The organism is Marinovum sp. 2_MG-2023 (assembly GCF_030548265.1).
GTDB lineage: Bacteria > Pseudomonadota > Alphaproteobacteria > Rhodobacterales > Rhodobacteraceae > Marinovum.
On sequence record NZ_JAUOSD010000014.1, the window covers coordinates 20695 to 41273 of the forward strand.

Consider the following 20579-nt stretch of genomic DNA (forward strand, 5'->3'; position numbering starts at 1 on the left):
CCGAAGGAGCCTGTGATGCCCAAGCCCCGCGCGCTGATCGTTCATGGCGGTCTGGAACTGCACCAGCCGCGACAAGGTGCCGAGAAGGTCGCCGATATGCTGAGCATGAGCGGCATGGATGTGACGGTGAGTGACGACGCCAATGCCCTTGTTACTCGGGACGTCGCGCAGATGGCGCTGGTGGTGCCGGTGATCACCGGTGGCACCATGCCGCGCGATAAAATCACCCCGTTGCTGGATGCCCTGCGCAATGGCACCGGCATGGCGGGCTATCACCACTGCATGTCGACGACATTCCGCGACGTGCCGCAGTTTCGCTATGCCGCCGGATGCACCTGGGTCGCCCATCCCGGCAATATCATGCGCTACCGCGTGCGTGTCACCCGCCCCAATGATCCGATCACGGCCGGAATCGCGGATTTCGACCACGTGTCAGAGCAATATTATATGCATTACGATCCGGCGGTGGAAGTGCTGGCCGAGACGACCTTTTCCGGCGCGCATCATCCCTGGCGCACCAACGTGGTGATGCCGGTGACCTTCAAAACGCATTACGGCGCTGGGCGCATCTTCTTTACCGCGCTGGGCCACACGGCGGACGAGCTTGACCTCGCCAATGTGCGCCAGATGTTGCATCGCGGGCTGCTCTGGTCGGCCGGTATGTCCGTTGAAAAATCGGGCTTTGCCTAGGCACCGGGTCATTTCGCCGCCTATGCGGGCGGCGCCAGGAAGATATATTTTCCTGACGCCGCTCCTCGTGTTGTGTCGCAAAAGGGCTTGCTATCAGACGTCTACGACGACCTTCCCAATCGCTTTGCCGCTGCCAAGGCGGGCATAGGCCGCGCCAACCTGTTCGAACCCAAAACGTTCTTCATCCAGCAACGGTTTGACCGCGCCTGCGTCCACCAGTTCGGCCAGTTTGGCCAGAATATCGCCGTGCACCTGACGGTTCACGTTGGCCAGCATCGGCAGCAGCATGAATACGATATGCAGTGACAGACCTTTGAAATGTGCGGGGGACAGGTCGATTTCCAACAAGGCCACGGTGGTCACCACCTGGGCATTCAGCGCCGCCGCTTCGAAGGAATTGGTCATATTGGGGCCGCCGACCGCATCAAAGATCATGTCAAATCCTGCGCCACCGGTCTGGGCCGCGACATAATCGGCGATCTTTTCCTTCATGAAATCAATCGGCGTTGCGCCGTATCCCTTGATGACATCCATTTGCGCATCGCCGGTGCCCGTTGCCGAGACTTCGGCCCCCAGGTGCTTGGCAATCTGAATGGCAAGATGCCCGACGCCGCCAGCGCCGCCCTGTACCAGAACCTTTTGCCCCGCTGTGACGCCCGCACGGTGCAGGCCTTCATAGGCCGTGATGCCGACCAACGGCATGGCGGCGGCTTCGCGCATGGACAGGGATTTGGGTTTATGGGCAATCAACTGGGCGTCGGCGACCATGTATTCGGCCAACGCGCCTTGCAGATCGGCCAGACCACCCGCGCAGCCATAGACCTCGTCGCCGACGGCAAAACCTGTGACGCCTTCGCCGACCTCTTCGATGACCCCGGCGAAATCCATACCCAACACGGCGGGCAGGGCCGGCGACAAAGGCAGGTCGCTGCCCATGTTTTTGATCATTGTATCAACCGTGTTGATGCTGGTGGCATGCACACGCAGGACAACGTGGCCAGCGGTGACCGCAGGGCGATCCAGCTCGGCCAGTTCAAAGGCTGCATCGGGACCGTAGGAGGTGAGTGTCATGGTTTTCATCGGGGTGCTCCAGTTGATGAATTTGCTCCCTGCTGTCTAACTGACCGCGAAAATATGTTTAATTGAGCAATGCAAATCATCAGTTTTTAGATTTTGCATATAAATCGTGGGATTCCGCCCCTCATTGGGCGATTCCGGGGATTGGTGCAATTGCGTCTCCCGGAAGGGGCAGATGTCTTGATCCGTCTCAAACTGTCTCAGCCTGAGACAGTTAAGCCGCCTGCGCCCCAGCCCGCAAATGTTCTGATTGTTGAAGGGCGGCCGGTCTCGCAGGTTTCTCCATGAACTTATGTGGCACGCCGCCACTGACTACGGGAGGAGGAGTTCATGTCACCTACACGCGACGAACAGCATTGGATGTATCGCAATATGGTCACGAGCCGCAGGTTCGAAGAGGCCATTGCCAAGATCTATTTCGAAGGCAAAACCCCGGTGTTCAACATGGCCAACGGGCCGATCCCGGGCGAAATGCATCTGTCCGACGGGCAAGAGCCTGTGGCGGTGGGGGTTTGTGCGCATCTGACGCCCGAGGATGTGGTCACGGCCACCCACCGCCCGCACCATCAGGCGATCGCCAAAGGCGTCGACCTGGACAAGATGGCAGCCGAGATCTTCGGCAAGACCACCGGCCTGTCGGGGGGGCGCGGCGGACATATGCATATCTTTGACCCGGATGTGAACTTTGCCTGTTCGGGCATCATTGCCCAGGGCATGGGCCCGGCGGTTGGTGCGGCGCTGTCGCGCAAGATGCGCGGTCTGCCCGGTGTGGCGGTGGCCTTTGTCGGCGAAGGCGCGGTCAATCAGGGCGGCTGGCACGAGGCCATGAACCTTGCGGCGGTGTGGAACCTGCCCTTCATCTGCGTGATCGAGGACAACGCATGGGGCATTTCGGTGGCCAAGGAAACCTCCAGCGCTGTGACCAACAATGCCGACCGCGCGGCGGCCTATGGCATTCCGGGCAAACGGGTAGAGGGCAACGATCCCTACGCCATCTATGAGGCCGCAGGCGAGGCCATCGCACGGGCGCGGGCGGGTGAAGGGCCATCGCTGCTGGAATTCGAAACCTATCGTTTGGCGGGCCACTTCATGGGGGACGCCGAAGGTTATCGCCCAAAAGGCGAAAAAGATGCGCTGTTTGAAAAGGATCCGATCCCCAAGATGCGCGCCCGGTTGTTGGCCGATGCCGTCGCCACCGAAGCCGAGCTTGACGAGATCGAGACAGAGGCAGGCCAACGCGTCGACGCAGCGATCACATTTGCCCGCGAAAGCGCGGACCCGGCCCCCGAAGATGCGCTGACCCGCATTTTCGCAGCCTGAGCCCCCAGGGAGGAGAGTAAGATGACCAAATCGAATGAAAGAAAACTGACAATCGCCCGCTCAATGGCCGAGGCCGTCGCGCAGGAAATGCGGATTGATCAAAACGTCTTTGTCATGGGCGAAGACATCGGCCCCTTGGGCGGTGTCTATGGTAACACGCGTGGCTTGATCGAAGAATTCGGCGCCGAGCGCATTCGCGATACGCCGATTTCCGAAACCGCCTTTATCGGTGCCGCCGTGGGCGCGGCACAGGATGGCATGCGCCCGGTGGTCGAGCTGATGTTCGTCGATTTCTTTGGCGTCTGTTTCGACGCGATCTACAACCTGATGGCGAAAAACACCTATTTCTCGGGCGGCAATTTCAAGGTGCCGATGGTGCTGATGACATCCACCGGCGGCGGCTATTCCGACGCGGGCCAGCATTCGCAATGTGTCTATGGCACCTTTGCCCACCTTCCGGGAATGAAGGTCGTCGCGCCGTCCAATGCCTATGACGCCAAGGGATTGATGACCGCTGCGATGCGCGATGACAGCCCGGTTGTCTATATGTACCACAAGGGGTTGCAGGGCATGGGCTGGCTGGGGACCGAGGCCGGGGCCACGGTGCATGTGCCGGAGGAAAGCTATACGGTCGAGATCGGCAAGGCCAAGATCGTGCGCGCAGGCCGCGACGTGACCATCGTCAGCCTGGGTATGGGGGTGCACAACGCGCTCAAGGCGGCAAAAAACCTGGAATCCCAAGGCGTCAGCGCCGAGGTCGTGGATCTTGTCAGCCTTGTGCCGCTGGATCGTGACACCATCCGCGCCAGCGTCGCCAAAACCGGGCGGCTGATCGTCGTGGACGAAGATTACATGAGCTACGGCGTCTCGGGCGAGATCATTGCATCCGTCACCGAACATAACATTTCGGTGCTGAAAGCCGCGCCGAAACGGGTGGCCTTCCCGGATGTGCCGATCCCCTTCGCCCGCGTGATGGAGCAATATTGCCTGCCCAACCCGGATAAAATCGTCGCCGCCTGGGACGATATGAAAGCCGCCTGACACCACCACTCACACCGCAGATGTCACTTAACGGGGTCGCCGCCGGCGTCCCCGATCAGAGAAGGATTGCCAAAATGGCCACAGATATCGTGATCCCGTCGGATCTTTGGGACGAAGACGAAGAATGCGTCATCACCTCCTGGTTGGTGGATGACGGCGGCAGCGTCGAACAGGGCGCGCTGATTGCCGAAATCATGACCGCCAAGGTGCAATATGAAATCACCGCCCCGGCAACCGGCACCGTGTCCATCAAGGAAGAGGCCGATGCCGTTGTCGCCAAGGGCGCGGTGATCGGATCAATCGCATGAGCACGCCAGAGGGTAATGCGGTGGGGGCCAACACGGTGGGGGCCGATCCGGCAAAGGTCGTCCCGCTCAAGGGGATGCGCGGCATGATCGCCGATGCGATGGTCAAAAGTCTGGCCACCGCCGCGCAGCTGACCCATCACGCCAGCGCCGATGCCACGGCGCTGATGGCGGAAAAGGCGCGGTTGGCAGCGGCGGGCACCAAAGCCTCGGTCGAGGATCTGTTGATGCTGGCGGTGGTGCGGGCGTTGAAGGCGCACCCCGATGCCAATGGCCGGGTCGAAGGGCGCGACGTCAAAACGACGGACAAGGTCGATCTGTCGGTTGCCATCGCGCTGCCCGGCAACCTGCTGGTCGCGCCCGCGATCTTTGGAGCAAGCGACATGGACGTGACCGAGTTGCGTGCCGCGCGGCAGGATCTGGCCGCGCGGGCCAAGGTCAACAAGTTGAGCGTAACGGAAATGACCGGCGGCACCTTCACCGTGTCCAATCTTGGCCTGACGCGGGTGGAGCACTTCACCCCGATCATCAACGCGCCGCAAATCTGTATCCTTGGCATTGGTCGGATGACCGATCGCGCGGTGCGCGGCGCCGATGGCGGGATCGAATTGCGCCCGCATGTGGGCCTGTCGCTGACCTTTGATCACCGTGCGTTGGATGGCGCGCCGGCGGGCGATCTGCTCACCACCATCTGTGCCGAGATCGAGAGCCTCGGGCCATGATCTGCGCCAGTTTTGATACGGCGGATGACGGCAATGCGCGGGAAGAGGCATTGTTCGCCGCCGGTGCCCCGGCTGTTTTGCTGTGGCAGGCGGCGGCGCATTCCATCGTGGTGCCCCGATCCCGTGCGCGCCGTGCCGGGTTTGACGCATTGCGCGCCCGCGCCGCTGCGGCCGGTTGGCCGATCCAACTGCGCACCAGCGGCGGCGGCGCGGTGCCCCAGGGGCCCGGCACGCTGAATATCGCGATGATTACGCCAATGCCGCGTGGGGCCCAGATCCACGCAGGTTTTGACATGATCTGCGGCACCATTGCCGAGGCCCTGAGCCGGTTCGAAATCCGTACCCAGACCGGTGCCGTGAAGGCCGCGTTCTGTGACGGCGATTGGAACGTGACGGCGGGTGGCCGGAAGCTGGCCGGCACCGCCCAACGCTGGCGGCCCAACGGTGCCGCCGGGTCCATCGCGCTTATCCATGCGGCGATCGTGGTGGATGACCCGCCCGAAACCGTCTGGCCGGTGTTGGGCGATGTCGAACGCCACGCCGGCGGCATCATCGCCCCCCGGCGCGATGTGCATATCGCTTTGCGTGACCTTTTGCCCAACACCATGCGCCCCACGTCGGTGCATGGCGCCTTGATCCGCGCGGCTGAGGACCGTCTGCACACCATCGGCGACCTGCGGTTTGAGGAGGCCGCAGCCGCCTGACGACAAGAACACCCAAAGGGAGGACAAGATGACCATTCGATTTCACCGCCTGAAACCTTCAGGGCCGGACCACGCAGGCATCAGCCGCCGCATGTTCCTGATGACCACCGCCATGGCCGGCGTGACAACCAGCGCCATGATCGCCAGCACCGGGCGCGCCTTTGCTGCCACGCTGGACCAGGGCGAAAGCGCCACATTGCTGCGCATGGTTCAGGATATCTATCCGCACCCCGATCTGTTGGCGGTCAGCCATTACCAATCCATCGCCGATGCGGTGATTGCCAATGCCGAAAATGATGCCGCCGCCGCCAAAGACCTGCGCGAGGGGCTGGCCCGCATTGACGCGCAATCCCGACACCTGTTTGGCAGCGACTACATCGCCATCCCAGACCCGGATGCCCGCGAGGGCGTGCTGCGCAAATTCCAGCATGACGGGTTTTTCCAGGGCGTCCGCTGGACCGCCTATTTCGCCATCTACAACAATGTCGATGTCTGGCCGCTGTTTGGCTATCAGGGCAATTCGGTCGAATACGGCGGCTATATCGACCGCGGCTTTTCCGACATCACCTTTGTTCCCGATGGCCCCAGCCTTGCGGAACGTATGGCCGAAGTTCAGGGGTGAGGGAGCGCAACAATGACAACTTTTGACAAAACCGACGATTCTGTGGTCGTCATCATCGGCTCTGGCGCGGGCGGCGGCACGCTTGCCAATGAGCTGGCGCAAAAGGGCATCAAATCGGTGGTGCTGGAGGCGGGCAAACGGCTTGATACCTCGGACATGGAAAACGACGAATGGACCATGTTTCAGAAGATCTCCTGGCTCGACAAACGCTATTCGGCGGGCGGCTGGCACGGCGCGGTCAATCACCCGACCCTGCCTGCCTGGATCGTCAAAGGCTATGGCGGGTCCACCGTGCATTGGGCCGGGGTTGCGCTTCGGTTCAAGGAATTCGAATTTAAAACCAAATCCACCTATGGCGCGGTTGAGGGGGCCAATGTCGAAGACTGGCCCGTCAGCCTGGCGGAAATGACGCCATGGTACGAAAAGGCCGAGCTGAAGATGGGTGTCACCGGTAAAACCACCGGCATGCCGCATCTGCCGTGGAACAACGGGTTCCGCGTGCTGGCCGAAGGCTGCCGCAGGACCGGGCGCACCGATTACAATTCCGGCCCGATGGCAATCAACTCGGTCGAAAACGATGACCGCCCGGCGTGCCAACAGATCGGGTTCTGTATGCAGGGCTGTGCGATTGGCGCGAAATGGTCGACGATGGTGACCGAACTGCCCCGCGCCGAGGACAGCGGATTCTGCGAAATCCGCACCGATGCCATGGCGCTGAAAATCGAACATGACGACACCGGCAAGGTCACCGGCGTGCTGTATGCGGACAGTGACGGCAATCACCATCTGCAAAAGGCGCGGATCGTCTGTGTCGCGGGCAATTCGATCGAAAGCCCCCGGTTGTTGCTCAATTCCGCGTCCGAGATGTTCCCGGATGGCCTGGCCAATTCCTCGGGTCAGGTGGGCAAGAACTATATGTGCCACACCTCGACCGGGATTTATGCGGTGATGCCCGAAAAGGTGCATATGTTCCGCGGCACATCGGTGGCCGGGATTGTGAGCGATGATGTCAAACACATGCCGGAACGCGGCTTCAACGGCGGGTATTACCTTGAATTCCTGTCGCTGGGCCTGCCGTTCATGGGCGCGTTCCTGGAACCCGGCAACACCGGTTGGGGCCGCAGCTTTTCGCGCGCGATGGAGCAATATGATCACATGTCCGGCGTCTGGGCGCTGGGCGAGGATCTGGCGCAGGAACAAAACGGCGTCACCCTGCACGGCAGCGAATTGGACCAGCACGGTCTGCCGGTGCCCATCGTCGCCAAGACGCCGCATAACAACGATCATGCGATGACGGCGCATATGGTTGAATCGACTTCGCAGATTTATGAATCTGTAGGTGCGACAGACATTTACGAACTGCCACCCTATCCGGCCAGCCACAATATGGGCACCAACCGGATGCATGCGGATGCCGACAAGGGCGTGGTCAATGCCTATGGCCAAAGCCACGATATCGACAATCTGTTTGTCTCGGATGGCAGTCAGTTCACCTCGTCCGGGGCGTGCAATCCGACGCTGACCATCGTCGCCCTGGCCATCCGTCAGGCCGAATATATTGCCGGGGAAATGAACGCCCAAAACATCTGATCTGAATATCTGATCTGAACATCAACAGCGCCCCGGTCCTCCCCGGTGTGGTCGGGTCTTCGGACCCGGCTGCATTGGGGCGCTTTGAGGTGAAATCCTGATTTGCGCAGATTCGCGTCGGCGGCCACTATTCGGGGCGCATGATGCCGTATTGTTTCATCTTTCGGTGGATCGTTGCGCGCCCGATGCCCAGGTTTCGCGCGGCTTGGGTGACGTTCCACCGCGCCCCGGAAAGCGCATCCGCGATCATGGCGCGTTCGTCATAACGTGCATTGGGCAGGAGGTCCGCGCGCGGGCCGACTTGTATCGGTACATTCTGGGCAATCGCCTGCAAATCAGTCCGAGAGATCCGGCGGCCGTCGCCTTCGATCAGGGCTTGCTGGAGCACATTGCGCAACTCGCGCACATTTCCCGGCCAATGGTGCATGCGCAATGTTTCGGCGGCCTCCGGGGTGATGACGACATCCTTACCCGACAGGGATGTGGCAAGCGCCTGCGCGAGGTGCGCAATCTGTTCGCGGGCCTTGAGCGGCGGCAATGCGATCACGGTGCGGGCAAGCAGATAATAAAGGTCATCGCGGAAACGCCCCTGTTCCACGGCATCAATCAAGGATTTCCGGCTTGTTGCAATGATGCGTGGCATGTCGCCGCTTGTCGGGGCCGGATCAAATTCATCCAGAACGGATCGAAGGCCGGCCTGCGCAAAGCCGGGCATCTCGTCAATATTTTCAAGAACGATGGAAACCGGGCCCAGCATATCGCAGGCAAAGGCGCCGGCAACACGGGCCTGATCGACCAATGTCTGGAAATAAACCCGATCATCCGGCGTATCATCAAGCGATGCGCAATCGACGGTCATGATATTCGATGCGGCCAGGTCTTCGTCCTGAAACAATGCTGCGATCAGGCCGGATTTGCCGGTGCCGGATGGCCCTTCGATCAGAAAGGGCAGCGACCGGCGAAAGCAGGCTTGTGCCCGTGCGGCCATTGTTGCCATCACATCGCTGCCCAAAGACAGCTGTTTCAGCGACGGGGACAGGCGGCGGCGCTGTGGGCGCGGGGCCTCTGTTTGCTGAACTGGGGGCCGGGCGCGTTGTGGTTTTCGGCTTGTGTGGCTTTTGCGTGCTGCGATGTCCACGGTTGATCCGTGATCCATCCGCACGCTCATCACCCGTTCCGGCACCCGGTCCAATGCCGCGGCATCGGCGCCAAACATCGCCTCAAAGGTCTTGCCGCGAAGCCGATTGGCGGTTTCTGCGCCGGCAATCACATGCGCATGTGCGGTCGCGCCCAGAATGATCCCGTCGTCATTGACCGCAACCAATTCCGTACTTTGCAAAAGATCGCGTTCCGCGCGCGGCGACACGGAAAGGATCAGCGAGTCTTTGAATTTCCGCTCGAACAACAGGTGTTGAATGCGGCCGGCAGCGGTGCCCAGCAATTGGCGGGCGAATAGATAATCTGCGGTGTTTCCCCGGTCGAGCATAGAGAAGTTGACGACCCCGATCAGCTGGTTTTCGGCGTCAAAAAGCGGAACAGCGGTGCAGGAAAACGGATGAAGCAAAGAGAAATAATGGTCTTTCCCCCGCACGGTAAAGGCCTTGCCCTCGGACAGGGCCATGCTGATGCCATTGGTCCCCGCGATCCGTTCGTCCCAGCAAGAGCCATAGGCAATACCGTTCTTTTCAAACACCGCGCGGCCGTTATCCGGCCCTTCCAGCCGGAGCAGAACACCATTGGTGTCCGTCAGCACCATGCAAGCGCCGGTCTCTGCTGCGATGCCGGCCAATTGGCGAAAGATCCCGTTGCGCCCGCCGGTCCGTTCGACCATTTCTTCCAGCCGTGGGGCAACCTCGGCGCTTTGCATCCGCAGAATGGGACGCGCGGCATCGCGCACCAGCTTGTAGGTCCGCTCGCATCGCTCCCAAGAGGCACCAACGGCCGCCTCGGGTTTCGTCCGTGCCGAAATCCCGTTCATAAATCCTCCCTCCGGCGATCTTATCCAAGAAGGGTCTGCGTGGGAATGTTTTGTTTGTCCCACGCCCGCCGCCTGAGAAATACAGTTGCCCGGGTCCTGGCCCTAGGTATTCCGGCGGAGACCCTCGGTGATCTCCTGAAGGACCTGCATCACGTCAGCGGCGTGATTTTTATCAAGCGCGGCTTGATGCGGCGGTGCGAACCCACCGCTGTCATTGTCAAAGTACTTGCCCGAAGCCGCCGCAAAATCCGCGCCGGTCGCCGCCGCCGTCAGGATGTCTGCGCCAATCTGAATGTCATTGCCAGCCACGCCAAACCCCTCTTTGACCATTTTCGATGCCAAAAGCGATCCGGGGTTCACGGCAATCGCCACGGGACCATTGGGATAGGTCCGGGCGAAATGCTGGGTCCAGATGGTCAATGCCAGCTTGCTTTGGGCATATGCGCCGAAATCATCCAGCTTTGCCTGACCGGCCATGGCCTTCAGGTTGATCGCGGCCTGGGCCGCCGAAGACAGATTCACGATCCGCCCATCCCGGGGGATGATCGGCAAAAGGGCATTGGTCAGCACATAAGGCGCAAAGGTATTGACCATGAACCGCACATCAAAACCGTCGGACGTTGTGGGGTTCGCCACCTTGTAGACGCCCGCATTGTTGATCAGAACGTCCAGCGGATCATTGCTTGTGGTTACTTCCGCCGCGAGCTTTTCGACCTCGGCCATATTGGACAGATCGGCGGCATAGGTTTTGACCCCGCCGCCCAGTTCCGCCGCCGCGGCGGCAAGTTTCGATGGGCTGCGACCGTGCAGCAGGATTGTATGGCCTTGCATCGCCAATGTTTTGGCCGTGCGCAAACCAATGCCGTCTGTTGATCCGGTGATAAGAATGGTCTTGGGCATACTGTGTTCCTATGTGGCAAAGTCAGGCAGCACATCATCTGCCAGACGTTTCAATGTGGTCTCGATCTCTGCTTCGTTGAACCGCAGGTTCAGGGCGACGTGATTGATGCCCAGTGCCTCGATCTCGTGCAAATAGCGGCGCAGGAAGGTGGTGCCGGATTGAAACCCCAGATGGATGGGGCGCGGCCCCGCTTCGGGATCGGGCAGCACATCAATATAAAGCGATTGCATCACGGGTTTGTCCGATTCGCCGGTGTCCGCAACCCGCTGGCGATAATCGGCCACGACGCGACCCTGGGCTGTGGCATCACGGGGATAGGTCATCCAGCCGTCGCCATTCTGTGCGGTCCAATCCGGGGTTTGCTGGCTGCCACCGGTAATCAGCAGCGGCAGGCGCGGGCCCGATGGTTTGGGCAACATATCCATGCCGCCGGACAGGGTGCCGTGGCTGTTTTGCAGGCTGGGGTAGGGGGCCGCAAGGCTTCGGATATAGGCAACGCTGTCGCGGAACCGCGCACCGCGATCGGCAAAGCCCATACCGAGGGCCGGGTATTCCTCTGGTCGATCCCCCGAGGCCACCCCCAACAGCAACCTGCCACCGGAAAGCACATCCACCGATGCTGCGGCCTTGGCCACATGGGCGGGATGGCGCAGGGGCAGCACGATACTGGCGACGCCAAGGGCAATGTGCTGTGTCGCCGTGGCCAAAGCGCCGAGATAGACAAAGGGGTCATGGATCTGCCCGGCGTCGCCAAAGCTCGGCACGTTGAACGGCACATCGCGCAACCAGACAGCGGCAAAGCCAAGCGTCTCTGCCAGTTGCACCCGCGCGATATGGCGGTGCAAGGTCGGCACGGGATTGTTGCCGTTGGCCTCGACCGGCGCCACCAGCCCAAGCGTCAGACGCGCGGGCCGGAACGTGGTGTCATAGGCGCGGTTGATGGAGGCAAAGGTGTTTGCGGGGGTGGTGGCAGTGTCAGGCATGGGGATGCTCCGGCTTGAATCGCACCAAGGTTCGGCTTTCGATGCTTTGGCGGATCACGGACAGGTCCGGGTCTTCGACCAGATCGACGGCGCTATGCGCAACCGAAGGACGTCCCGTATTGTCGTAAATGTTGAAAAAGACGACCTCGTCCGGTGTCATCCGGGATTGATAGATCCATTCGTGGTGCGCATTTGCCGCCAGCCCCATGATCGAGCCGCGCCGATCCGGATAGATCAGATCCAATGTGATCCAGTCTTGATCCGCAACGGTCGCGGGCCGCACAAATCCCAAAGGCGCGCTGTTGATCGGATTGCCAACCGGACGCCAGACATTGACAAAGGCGTAATGCCCCTGCGCCCATTGCGCGGCCTTGTCCGCGCCCAACAGATCGACAAGCCGCTTTCGGGCGCCGTCAACGCTATAGTCGCTGTGCACATTGCGCGCGGGTCTGCGGCTGGCGTTGGGGTCGTCGGTCCGCAGGGTGTGATCAAAGACAATCACCTCTTGCGCGGCAATCCTGTGTGTCAACAACGCGGTCAATTCGGCGTCATAGACGGGCTGCCATGCGGTGTCGTTGTCAAAGGATGTCACCTCTGTGGGGCTGCGTTCAAAGCGGACCCCATCGGTTGCAAAGCGGGTTGTCCCGCCTTGGCGGACATCATGCAGGGCGATTTCGGTTTCCACCAGTTCCGGAGATACCAGATTGCCGGCAATACCGCCCGCGTCAATTTCAAACGCTTGGCGACCTGGGGTGTGAACGTGGTAATTGACGTGACCCGTGCGTGCCATCGGGCGCTCCTTTGTTTGAATGTGGCGATGATGTGGGGCAGGGAAGTGGTGAGGGCCTGTGGATCAGGCCAGATCATTCACAACAGGCAGATAAACCGGAACCCAATCTTCGGTGGTCGGGGTCACGGCACGTAAGGAATAGGCTGTCATGGCTTGATCTTTCTTTGCTGGAAAATCACCTCTGTCTTGCTGGGATATTTATCTATTGATGATGCCGCGTAAATTGGTCAAAATCGTATTCATAATTTAGATTTTGGATATAAATCATGGACACTGCCAGCCTGCGCCTGTTCGTCCTTGCTGCGGAAAAACTGAACATCAGCGCCGCAGGGCGCGAGCTTGGGCTTGCGCCTGCTGTGGCCGGGGCGCATCTGGCGAAGCTGGAAAATGCGGTGGGTGCGGATCTTTTGCATCGGACGACCCGCAAAGTGTCGTTGTCGCTGGAAGGGGCCGAATTCCTGCCGTTCGCGCGCGAAATCCTGGCCCAGGAAGATGCCGCACGCGCCGCTTTGGGCAAAGGTCATGCCACGCCACGCGGGACTTTGCGCTTCACCGCCCCCAGCACATTCGCCCAGCTTTACATCGCCCCGATCTTGCCGGAGTTTCTGCGCCGTTATCCCGATTTGACGCTGGATTTGCGCCTGTCCGACAGCGTGTTTGACCTGATCGAAGGCAGCTTTGATCTGGCGATCCGCAATTCGGCGCTGGAGGATTCCAGCCTGAAGGGTCGCAAGCTGGCGGATGATGTGCGCATGTTGTGCGCGTCACCGGGCTATCTGCGCGACAATGGCGTGCCGGCCCATCCAAGTGATCTTGTGAAGCATCAGTTGATTGCATTCAAAAACCAATCGGCACGACCGCTGATCGGACCGGGAGGGGAGCGCGCGGTATTTGCCCCGGCCGCCGCCAAAAATCGCCTGATACTGGACGATGGCCTGACCCAGAAATTGGCAACCATTGCCGGTGCAGGCATTTCCATCAACTCGCGGTGGAGCGTCGACAAGGAACTTGCCTCTGGGCAATTGGTGCAGGTTCTGCCCGATTATGCCGTTGCCGATAAATCCGTGCTTTGGCTGGTTTACCCGAATTCCAACGTTCTGTCGCCAAAGGTGCGTGTCTTCATGGATTTCCTGGTCGAGAAAATTGTCAGAAACCGGCCTTGGGCGGGGGGGTAGTCTTCTGAATTGGCTGGGGAAACCCTTACAAAAGCATGGCGCGTGCGACCACGGCAGAGGTTGCAACCCCATCAATGCAGGGCAGGCCCGTGCGCGTTTCAAGCGCGGTCTTGAGGCCCGACATGCCCGCGCAACCCAGCACAACGGCCTTGGCGCCGGCGCTCTGGGCCGTTGCGATTGTGCTGACAAGCTGATCTTCGACCGCCGTGCCACCGGCCTCGACCGCCAGGACCGGCAGGCCGGAGGCAAACACCCCGGCGCAGGCCGCATTGTGGCCATAGGCATCGACATTGGCGGCGATCACCGGCACTGACACATCCAGCGTGGTGACAATCCCGAAGGCACCACCATGCAGCGCCGCGACCGACATGGCGGCCTGACCGATGCCAATCACCGGGCAATGCGCCGCGTGGCGTACCCGGTCCAGCCCGGTGTCGTCGAAACAGGCGATGACAATGGCATCCACCTGTTCCGCCTTTGCACGCGGCAACATCCCCAACAGACCGACAACCGCTGCTTCGCCATCCGCTGCGCCCTGAATTGCGGGCGGACCGTCGTGATTGGTCCAGCCCAAAATCTCGGTCTCTGGTGCGGCGGCGCGGGCGGTGGCCATAATGCTGTTGGTCATTGCCACGGTCGCATTCGGGTTGATGTACAGCAGGCGCATGGTCAGACGCGGGATTTGGCCAAGGTGGCCCAATCCGTCAGGATCGTGGTCGCCTCGGACGCCATATGCTGTTCGGCGGGCATCTTGCGGGCATGTACCCCATGGCCGCATTCATGGATGAGGCGATCGACATCTACCGGAAAGCGCGCGGCCTCGGGCAGATCGCCGATGGCGGCACCGGCCTGATCCATATCGGCGGCATAATACAGCGCCGCAATCCCCGCGATGTTCATCGCCGCCACGCAGAGCGCACAGGGCTCACAGCTTGAATACAGCTCACAGCCGCGCAGATCGACGGTTTCAAGATTGCGACAGGCATCGCGGATCGCCTCGGTTTCCCCATGCGAGGTCGGATCGTGGTTGATCAGCGACTGGTTGATGCCTTCGCCGACGATCTTGCCATCCTTGACGATGACCGCGCCAAAGGGTTCGGTGCCGGGGGTGTTCAGCGCCTCTGCCGAAATCTCTATCGCGCGGCGCATGAAGGTTTCATTGTACATCGGTTTTTCCTTGTTCAGCGGCAAAACAGGCGACCCGGCGATCATGCACCTCGGGGCGGCGTTGCGGGCGTTCGACCTTGCACCGATCAAAGGCCAGCGGGCAGCGCGGATGAAAGCTGCACCCCGAAGGCGGCGATACCGGCGAAGGCACCTCGCCGCCCATCGGGCTTCTGTCGCGCTTTGGCGCCTCAAGATCGGGGATCGTTTCCAGCAAAAGCTGGGTGTAGGGATGCAGCGGATTGGCGAAAAGATCGGCGGTGGGCTGAATTTCTACGATCCGGCCCAGATACATCACCGCAATCACATCCGCCATGTGGCGCACCACGCTCAGGTCATGGCTGATGAAAAGATAGGTCAGCTCCATGTCTTTTTGCAGATTTTTCATCAGGTTAAGCACCTGCGCCTGCACCGAAACATCCAAGGCAGAGGTGGGTTCATCGCAGACCAGGAATTCAGGTTCCCCCGCCAGCGCGCGGGCGATGGAAATCCGCTGGCGTTGCCCGCCGGAAAACTCATGCGGAAATTTAAGCCCATCCGCCGGAGCCAGCCCGACCGTGCGCAACAGCTCATCCACCCGCGCCGAAACCTGCTCGGTTGGCGTATCGGGGCGCAGGGTGCGCAGCGGCTCGGCAATGATCCGGCCCACGCGCCAACGCGGATTGAGGCTGGCAAACGGGTCTTGAAAGATCATCTGAAGCCGGTCCCGGTCGCCATGAAACCGGATATTCCCACCCGAGGGCGGATGCAGCCCGGTCACCAGCTTGGCAATGGTGCTTTTGCCACAGCCGCTTTCCCCGACCAGCGCCAGTGTTTGTCCCCGCTGAATGGCGAAATCGACGCCATCCACCGCGCGCAGCGTGCGGCGGGGTTTACGCTCGATCAACCGGTTGAGCCAGGGCGCGGACACATCGAAACGCCGTTCCAGCGCATCAACCTCAAGAATGGCATTGGGGCGAATGTTCATGCGACCTCTCCTTTCGTGCCCAGCCAACAGGCCGCGCCGGTGTGTGTGCTGTCGATCCGGGGGATGTCGCGGTGGCACCGTGGCCCGGCATGGCCACAGCGCGGATTGAACGCACAGCCCGGCGGGATGGCATTCAACCGGGGCATCGAGCCGGGGATCATCTGCAATTCTGCCACGTCTTTGCGCAGCGACGGGATCGACCCCATCAACCCGCTTGTGTAGGGGTGTTTGGGGCGGCGGACGACATCGTCGACCGTGCCGACCTCGGCCAAGCGCCCGGCATACATCACCGCCACCCGGTCGGCTGTTTCCGCGATGACCCCCATGTCATGCGTGACCAACATCACCGCCGTGCCCCGTTCGCGGCACAGGCGTTTCAACAGCGCGGTGATCTGGGCCTGAATCGAGACATCCAGCGCGGTTGTCGGTTCGTCCGCGACAATCAATTCCGGCTCGGCACAAAGCGCCAGCGCAATGACAATCCGCTGCCGCATGCCACCGGAAAACTGGTGCGGGTAATTGTCGATCCGCTCTTCGACCGCCGGGATGCCGACCTCGCGCATCAGATCCTTGGCACGTTCGCGGGCGGCGGATTTATCAAGATCGGTGTGCAGACGAATCGTTTCAACCAGCTGATCCCCCACCCGAAACAACGGGTTGAGCGAGGTCAGCGGATCCTGAAAGATCGCACCAATGCGCCGCCCCCGAATGCTCTGCATTGCGGTGTCGTCCAGATCATCAATCCGATCCCCTGACAGATGGATGGTTCCGGCGGCAATCCGACCCGGTGGCTCCAACAGCCCAAGGATCGACATGCCGGTCATCGACTTGCCCGCGCCGGATTCCCCCACCATCCCAAGGATTTCCCCCTGCCGGATTTGCAAAGAGATATCGTCAACAGCGGTCAGAATGCCCTTGCGGGTGGGAAATTCGACGCGCAGGTTTCGTACGTCAAGAACGACATCGCTCATGGCGTGGCCCTTTCATAGCTGGGGGTGAAAATCGCGGAAACTGGCGGATGGCCGGTGGTGCGGTCGGGGTATTTGGCGATCAAGCCGTCAAATTGCGCCTGCGCGCGGGCGGCGTCTTTGGTTTCGTCAATGCCGGGGATCACGCCATCGGCCATCACATGCCGCCCGTCGATCCAGACATCGCGCACATCCCGGCCCGAGGCCGATGTCATCAGGGTTTGCACCGGATCGGGTGTTTGCAGGGTGTTGCGCAGGTCGATCACCGCAATATCGGCCTTGGCCCCCGGGGCCAGACGGCCCAGATCGGGCCGGTTCAGCGCCCGCGCGCCGCCCAGTGTGGCGGCGTCAAACATATCTTCTGATCGGATCGCCTCCATCCCATCGGCCAGCCGCGCGGTCATCATGCCGATCTGCATGTTCAGGATCATGTCGGCGGGATGTGTGTCGGTGCCAAGACCAATGTTGATGCCTTTGGCACGGCATTTCGGAAAGCTCTTGAGCATCCCACCATGGCGCGCCGACACCAGTGGACAATGCACCAAAGTGGCCTCTGCCCCGGCAATCAGGTCAAATTCCGCTTCGGTCGCCTGGGTGCCATGCGGTAACAGCCAATTGGCCCGAAGCGCTCTGATCCCGTGCAGCCATTCAATCGGTGCGCAGCCGTGTTGTTCGCGCACCAGACGCAGCTCAATGGGCGATTGGCTGCAATGCTGGCGCACCGGCGCGCCCATGTCGGCGGCGATCTCCGCCGTGCGCTGCAACAGCATTTCGGTACAGGTTTCGATCCGGTCGGGCGCAAACATCGCGCGAATGCGCCCGTCGGCCACCCCATCAATCCGCGCGGCAAAATCCGCCGCATCGGCCAGGCCTTGTAACCCGCGTGCCTCATCAAATGTGGCGCGAATGTTGCCCGCATTGTCGGTCACCTGACCACCGGTGCGATAGGCGGGGCCAAGATAAACCCGCAGGCCAAGGTCCTCGGCGGCGGCCGCCGCGGCATCGAATTCTGCGACCGTCTCGCCCCATGCGCGGTAAAACAGGGACGCAATCGGCAGCGCCGTGGTAATGCCGTTGCGGATCAGCTGGGCAAAGGCATGGCGCTTCTGAAACGCCAGCTCCTCCGGCGAATACATCTCATACGGGCCGCGTGCGATATAGGTTTCGGGCCAAACCCGGCCCTTTTGCCACGCCGGGCTGTTGTCGTAGCCCAGGATCGTGGTGTCGAGGTCCGACAGCGCATCAAGGTCGATGAACCCGGGGCAAATCACCGCCGCGCCATAGTCGATCCGCCGCGCGACTTCGCCGTCAAAGCCCGTGCCGACGAAGACCACTTCGGTCCCGTCGATCACCACAACGCCGTTTTCAAACACCACATGGCGGCCATCGCGGTGGCCGATGACCCATCGGGCGGAAAGGAGAGTTCGCGCCCCCATCATGGGGCCTCGATCACGCAGGTGCCATCGCGCGCAATAACCTCGCCCGCCTTCAGCACCAATTTGCGCGGCGCATGGGTGACAACCGCTTCGGCCAGCGTCGCGCCCTCGACCAGCAGGCAATCGGCGGTACAGCCAAGGCCCAGGCCATAGCCCGCCACCCCCATGATCGCCGCGCCGCCAAAGGTGCAGATATCCAGCGCCAATTCGACCTCATCATCCCGGCGCAGATTGTTGCGCATGCCGATCTGCATCGCCTTTTCCAGCATGTCGGAATTGCCATACGGCCCCCAGGTGTCGCGAATGCCGTCACAGCCCGCGCCGGTCAGAATGCCATGCGCCTTCAACTCTTTGACCGCCGGAACAGGCGCCGAGGCCGGGGCAGTCGTGAGGATGTGAATGCGGTTCTCCGCCAGCTTTTCCTGCAACCCGGTGACATAGCCGCGATCCACCGCGCCCAGACAAAAGGCATGTGAAATCGACACCTGCCCCTGCATCCCCAGCGCGACGGTGCGGTCGATGATTTCCTCCATCGAGAACCAGCCAAGCGCGTCGCGTTCGTGCAGGTGAATGTCCACCGGCTTGCCGTGTTTTTCCGCCAGCGCAAACACCGTGTCCAGATGCCCCTTGGGGTCATGCTCCATGCCGCAGGGATCGATGCCGCCGACCAGATCGGCGCCCAAGGCCAGCGCAGCGTCCATCAATTCGGCGGTGCCGGGGCGGGTCATCATACCCGATTGTGGAAAGGCGACGATCTGAATATCCACCATGCCGCGCAGTTTCTCACGCGTGGCCATCACGCCCTCGATCCCGGCCAGACCGTGATGGGTGTCCACATCCACATGGCTGCGGATATGGGTGCACCCGTGCGACATGGCGAGGATCGCGTGGCGTTCGCTTTGCACCTGCGGATCAAGGCCGAGCGAGACTTTGACCTCGCGCTCATTGTTGATCTTGTCGATCAGGCGCGGGCCGACCTCATTGCGATACCAGGGCAGGCCGAGCAGCGATTTATCCAGATGGGTATGCGCCTCGACCAACCCGGGGATCACGATGCGCCCGCCACAATCAATCACCTCGGCGTTTGGCGCGGCTTCGGCGGCGAACACACCGTCAACGATATGCAGGTCGGTTACAGGGCCGCCCATCGGGCGCACGTTTTGAAGGGTCTTGGAAGTCACGTTAATCACCGCAGTTTGGGGTTGAGCGCGTCGCGCAGCCAGTCGCCGATCATGTTGACCGACAGCACGATCAGGCAGAGTTGGATCGACGGGAACACCACGATCCACCACAGGCCGGAAAACAGATATTGATTGCCGATGCGGATCAGCGTGCCCAGCGACGGCTGATCGGGTGGCATGCCGACACCAAGGAACGACAATGTTGCTTCTGACAGGATCGCCAGACCAAAGTTCAGCGTTGCCGCCACCATGATCGGCGTCATGCAATTGGGCAGGATGTGCTGCAACATGATGCGCCAGGATTTCACCCGGATCAGCTTGGCCGCCTGCACATATTCCTTTTTCGCCTCGACCATCGCCGAGGCCCGCACCGTGCGCGCATATTGCACCCAGGACGGCACCGCGATGGCAAAGATCAGGATCGGCGCGGCCAGAATATCCTTCAGCCCGGTGGGCAGGGATGCGCTTGCAATTGCGGTGATCAGAATGGCGATCAGGATAAACGGCATCGACAACAGCACATCGCCGACCCGCATGATCACATTGTCGATCCAGCCGCCGAAATACCCCGCCATCAACCCCAGCGCGAGGCCAACGCAAAGCGCCAGCAAAACCGAAGCAAAGCCAATGATCAGCGAAATCCGCGAACCATAAAGCACCGCCGAAAGGATATCGCGCCCCTGGGTGTCGGTGCCAAGGATATAGGGCCATTGGCCGGCCTCATTCCAGATCGGCGGAATTTCCGAATTCCAAAGCTCAAGCGCGGCCAGATCATAGGGGTTCTGTGGTGTGATCCACGGCGCAAGAAACGCTGTAAGCGCAACCAGGATCAGCAACCCAGCGGCAAAAATCGCCGAAGGATGCGAGCGGAAGGAATACCAAACGTCGCTCTCGCGCAGCTTGTCCAGCCGGTTGCGCAATGTGGTGCGTGCGGGCACGGGAAGGGTCTTTTCCATGGGGGTCTC

At 61.1% G+C, this 20579-nt stretch carries 21 protein-coding genes; 9 read left to right on the forward strand and 12 right to left on the reverse strand.

What is annotated here, in order from left to right; translation table 11 throughout:
• Positions 1–15 precede the first annotated feature (15 nt).
• Positions 16–690, forward strand: coding sequence for a ThuA domain-containing protein (locus Q4577_RS15495; RefSeq protein WP_303470611.1), 675 nt, complete (start codon positions 16–18; stop codon positions 688–690).
• Between the two features lie 93 nt (positions 691–783).
• On the opposite strand, the gene Q4577_RS15500 is transcribed toward Q4577_RS15495, so the two are convergent.
• Positions 784–1770: a zinc-dependent alcohol dehydrogenase family protein gene (locus Q4577_RS15500; RefSeq protein WP_303470614.1), complete on the reverse strand. Its 987-nt coding sequence runs from the start codon at positions 1768–1770 to the stop codon at positions 784–786.
• Between the two features lie 327 nt (positions 1771–2097).
• On the opposite strand from Q4577_RS15500, the gene Q4577_RS15505 reads away from it, so the two are divergent.
• From Q4577_RS15505 to Q4577_RS15535, 7 genes are all read left to right on the forward strand, one after another.
• A complete protein-coding gene (locus tag Q4577_RS15505) occupies positions 2098–3087 on the forward strand; it encodes a thiamine pyrophosphate-dependent dehydrogenase E1 component subunit alpha (protein ID WP_303470617.1) in 990 nt (329 codons plus the stop codon).
• 21 nt (positions 3088–3108) lie between these two features.
• Positions 3109–4128 (forward strand): alpha-ketoacid dehydrogenase subunit beta, encoded by a 1020-nt coding sequence (locus Q4577_RS15510; RefSeq protein WP_303470620.1) that lies wholly within the window; start codon positions 3109–3111, stop codon positions 4126–4128.
• A gap of 74 nt (positions 4129–4202) precedes the next feature.
• Entirely contained in the window at positions 4203–4436 is a 234-nt protein-coding gene (locus tag Q4577_RS15515) for a lipoyl domain-containing protein (RefSeq protein ID WP_244684811.1), read from the forward strand.
• Complete coding sequence (locus tag Q4577_RS15520) at positions 4433–5155, forward strand: 2-oxo acid dehydrogenase subunit E2 (protein ID WP_303470623.1); 723 nt, start codon at positions 4433–4435, stop codon at positions 5153–5155. The genes Q4577_RS15515 and Q4577_RS15520 overlap by 4 nt, the downstream gene beginning before the upstream one ends.
• Positions 5152–5859 (forward strand): hypothetical protein, encoded by a 708-nt coding sequence (locus Q4577_RS15525; protein WP_303470626.1) that lies wholly within the window; start codon positions 5152–5154, stop codon positions 5857–5859. The genes Q4577_RS15520 and Q4577_RS15525 overlap by 4 nt, the downstream gene beginning before the upstream one ends.
• A gap of 28 nt (positions 5860–5887) precedes the next feature.
• Positions 5888–6481, forward strand: a complete 594-nt coding sequence (locus Q4577_RS15530; RefSeq protein WP_303470628.1) for a hypothetical protein — start codon at positions 5888–5890, stop codon at positions 6479–6481.
• A 12-nt stretch (positions 6482–6493) separates the two neighbouring features.
• Positions 6494–8071: a GMC family oxidoreductase gene (locus Q4577_RS15535; protein ID WP_303470630.1), complete on the forward strand. Its 1578-nt coding sequence runs from the start codon at positions 6494–6496 to the stop codon at positions 8069–8071.
• Positions 8072–8198: 127 nt separating this feature from the next.
• Here the strand turns inward: Q4577_RS15535 and Q4577_RS15540 are convergent, their stop codons facing one another.
• The 4 genes from Q4577_RS15540 to Q4577_RS15555 form a co-directional block, all read right to left on the reverse strand.
• Positions 8199–10049, reverse strand: a complete 1851-nt coding sequence (locus Q4577_RS15540; protein ID WP_303470632.1) for a sigma-54-dependent Fis family transcriptional regulator — start codon at positions 10047–10049, stop codon at positions 8199–8201.
• A 102-nt stretch (positions 10050–10151) separates the two neighbouring features.
• Positions 10152–10949: an SDR family NAD(P)-dependent oxidoreductase gene (locus tag Q4577_RS15545; RefSeq protein ID WP_303470634.1), complete on the reverse strand. Its 798-nt coding sequence runs from the start codon at positions 10947–10949 to the stop codon at positions 10152–10154.
• 9 nt (positions 10950–10958) lie between these two features.
• Complete coding sequence (locus Q4577_RS15550) at positions 10959–11933, reverse strand: LLM class oxidoreductase (protein WP_303470636.1); 975 nt, start codon at positions 11931–11933, stop codon at positions 10959–10961.
• On the reverse strand, positions 11926–12723 hold the full coding sequence (locus Q4577_RS15555) for a CmcJ/NvfI family oxidoreductase (RefSeq protein WP_303470637.1): 798 nt from the start codon (positions 12721–12723) through the stop codon (positions 11926–11928). Before Q4577_RS15555 ends, Q4577_RS15550 begins: the two co-directional genes overlap by 8 nt.
• A gap of 266 nt (positions 12724–12989) precedes the next feature.
• Between Q4577_RS15555 and Q4577_RS15560 the strand changes: the two genes are divergently transcribed.
• Positions 12990–13898: a LysR family transcriptional regulator gene (locus Q4577_RS15560; RefSeq protein ID WP_303470640.1), complete on the forward strand. Its 909-nt coding sequence runs from the start codon at positions 12990–12992 to the stop codon at positions 13896–13898.
• A gap of 25 nt (positions 13899–13923) precedes the next feature.
• Here Q4577_RS15560 and Q4577_RS15565 read toward each other — a convergent pair whose 3' ends face one another.
• The 7 genes from Q4577_RS15565 to Q4577_RS15595 are packed head-to-tail and all read right to left on the reverse strand — an operon-like array spanning position 13924 to position 20570.
• On the reverse strand, positions 13924–14565 hold the full coding sequence (locus Q4577_RS15565; protein ID WP_303470642.1) for an aspartate/glutamate racemase family protein: 642 nt from the start codon (positions 14563–14565) through the stop codon (positions 13924–13926).
• A gap of 2 nt (positions 14566–14567) precedes the next feature.
• Positions 14568–15065: a nucleoside deaminase gene (locus tag Q4577_RS15570; protein ID WP_244684832.1), complete on the reverse strand. Its 498-nt coding sequence runs from the start codon at positions 15063–15065 to the stop codon at positions 14568–14570.
• Positions 15055–16029: an ABC transporter ATP-binding protein gene (locus tag Q4577_RS15575; protein ID WP_303470644.1), complete on the reverse strand. Its 975-nt coding sequence runs from the start codon at positions 16027–16029 to the stop codon at positions 15055–15057. The genes Q4577_RS15570 and Q4577_RS15575 overlap by 11 nt, the downstream gene beginning before the upstream one ends.
• Positions 16026–17000: an ABC transporter ATP-binding protein gene (locus tag Q4577_RS15580; RefSeq protein ID WP_303470646.1), complete on the reverse strand. Its 975-nt coding sequence runs from the start codon at positions 16998–17000 to the stop codon at positions 16026–16028. Before Q4577_RS15580 ends, Q4577_RS15575 begins: the two co-directional genes overlap by 4 nt.
• Positions 16997–18436 (reverse strand): chlorohydrolase family protein, encoded by a 1440-nt coding sequence (locus Q4577_RS15585; protein ID WP_303470649.1) that lies wholly within the window; start codon positions 18434–18436, stop codon positions 16997–16999. The genes Q4577_RS15580 and Q4577_RS15585 overlap by 4 nt, the downstream gene beginning before the upstream one ends.
• A complete protein-coding gene (locus Q4577_RS15590; RefSeq protein WP_303470651.1) occupies positions 18433–19614 on the reverse strand; it encodes an amidohydrolase family protein in 1182 nt (393 codons plus the stop codon). Before Q4577_RS15590 ends, Q4577_RS15585 begins: the two co-directional genes overlap by 4 nt.
• A 5-nt stretch (positions 19615–19619) precedes the next feature.
• Entirely contained in the window at positions 19620–20570 is a 951-nt protein-coding gene (locus tag Q4577_RS15595) for an ABC transporter permease (RefSeq protein WP_303470654.1), read from the reverse strand.
• Positions 20571–20579: the final 9 nt, after the last annotated feature.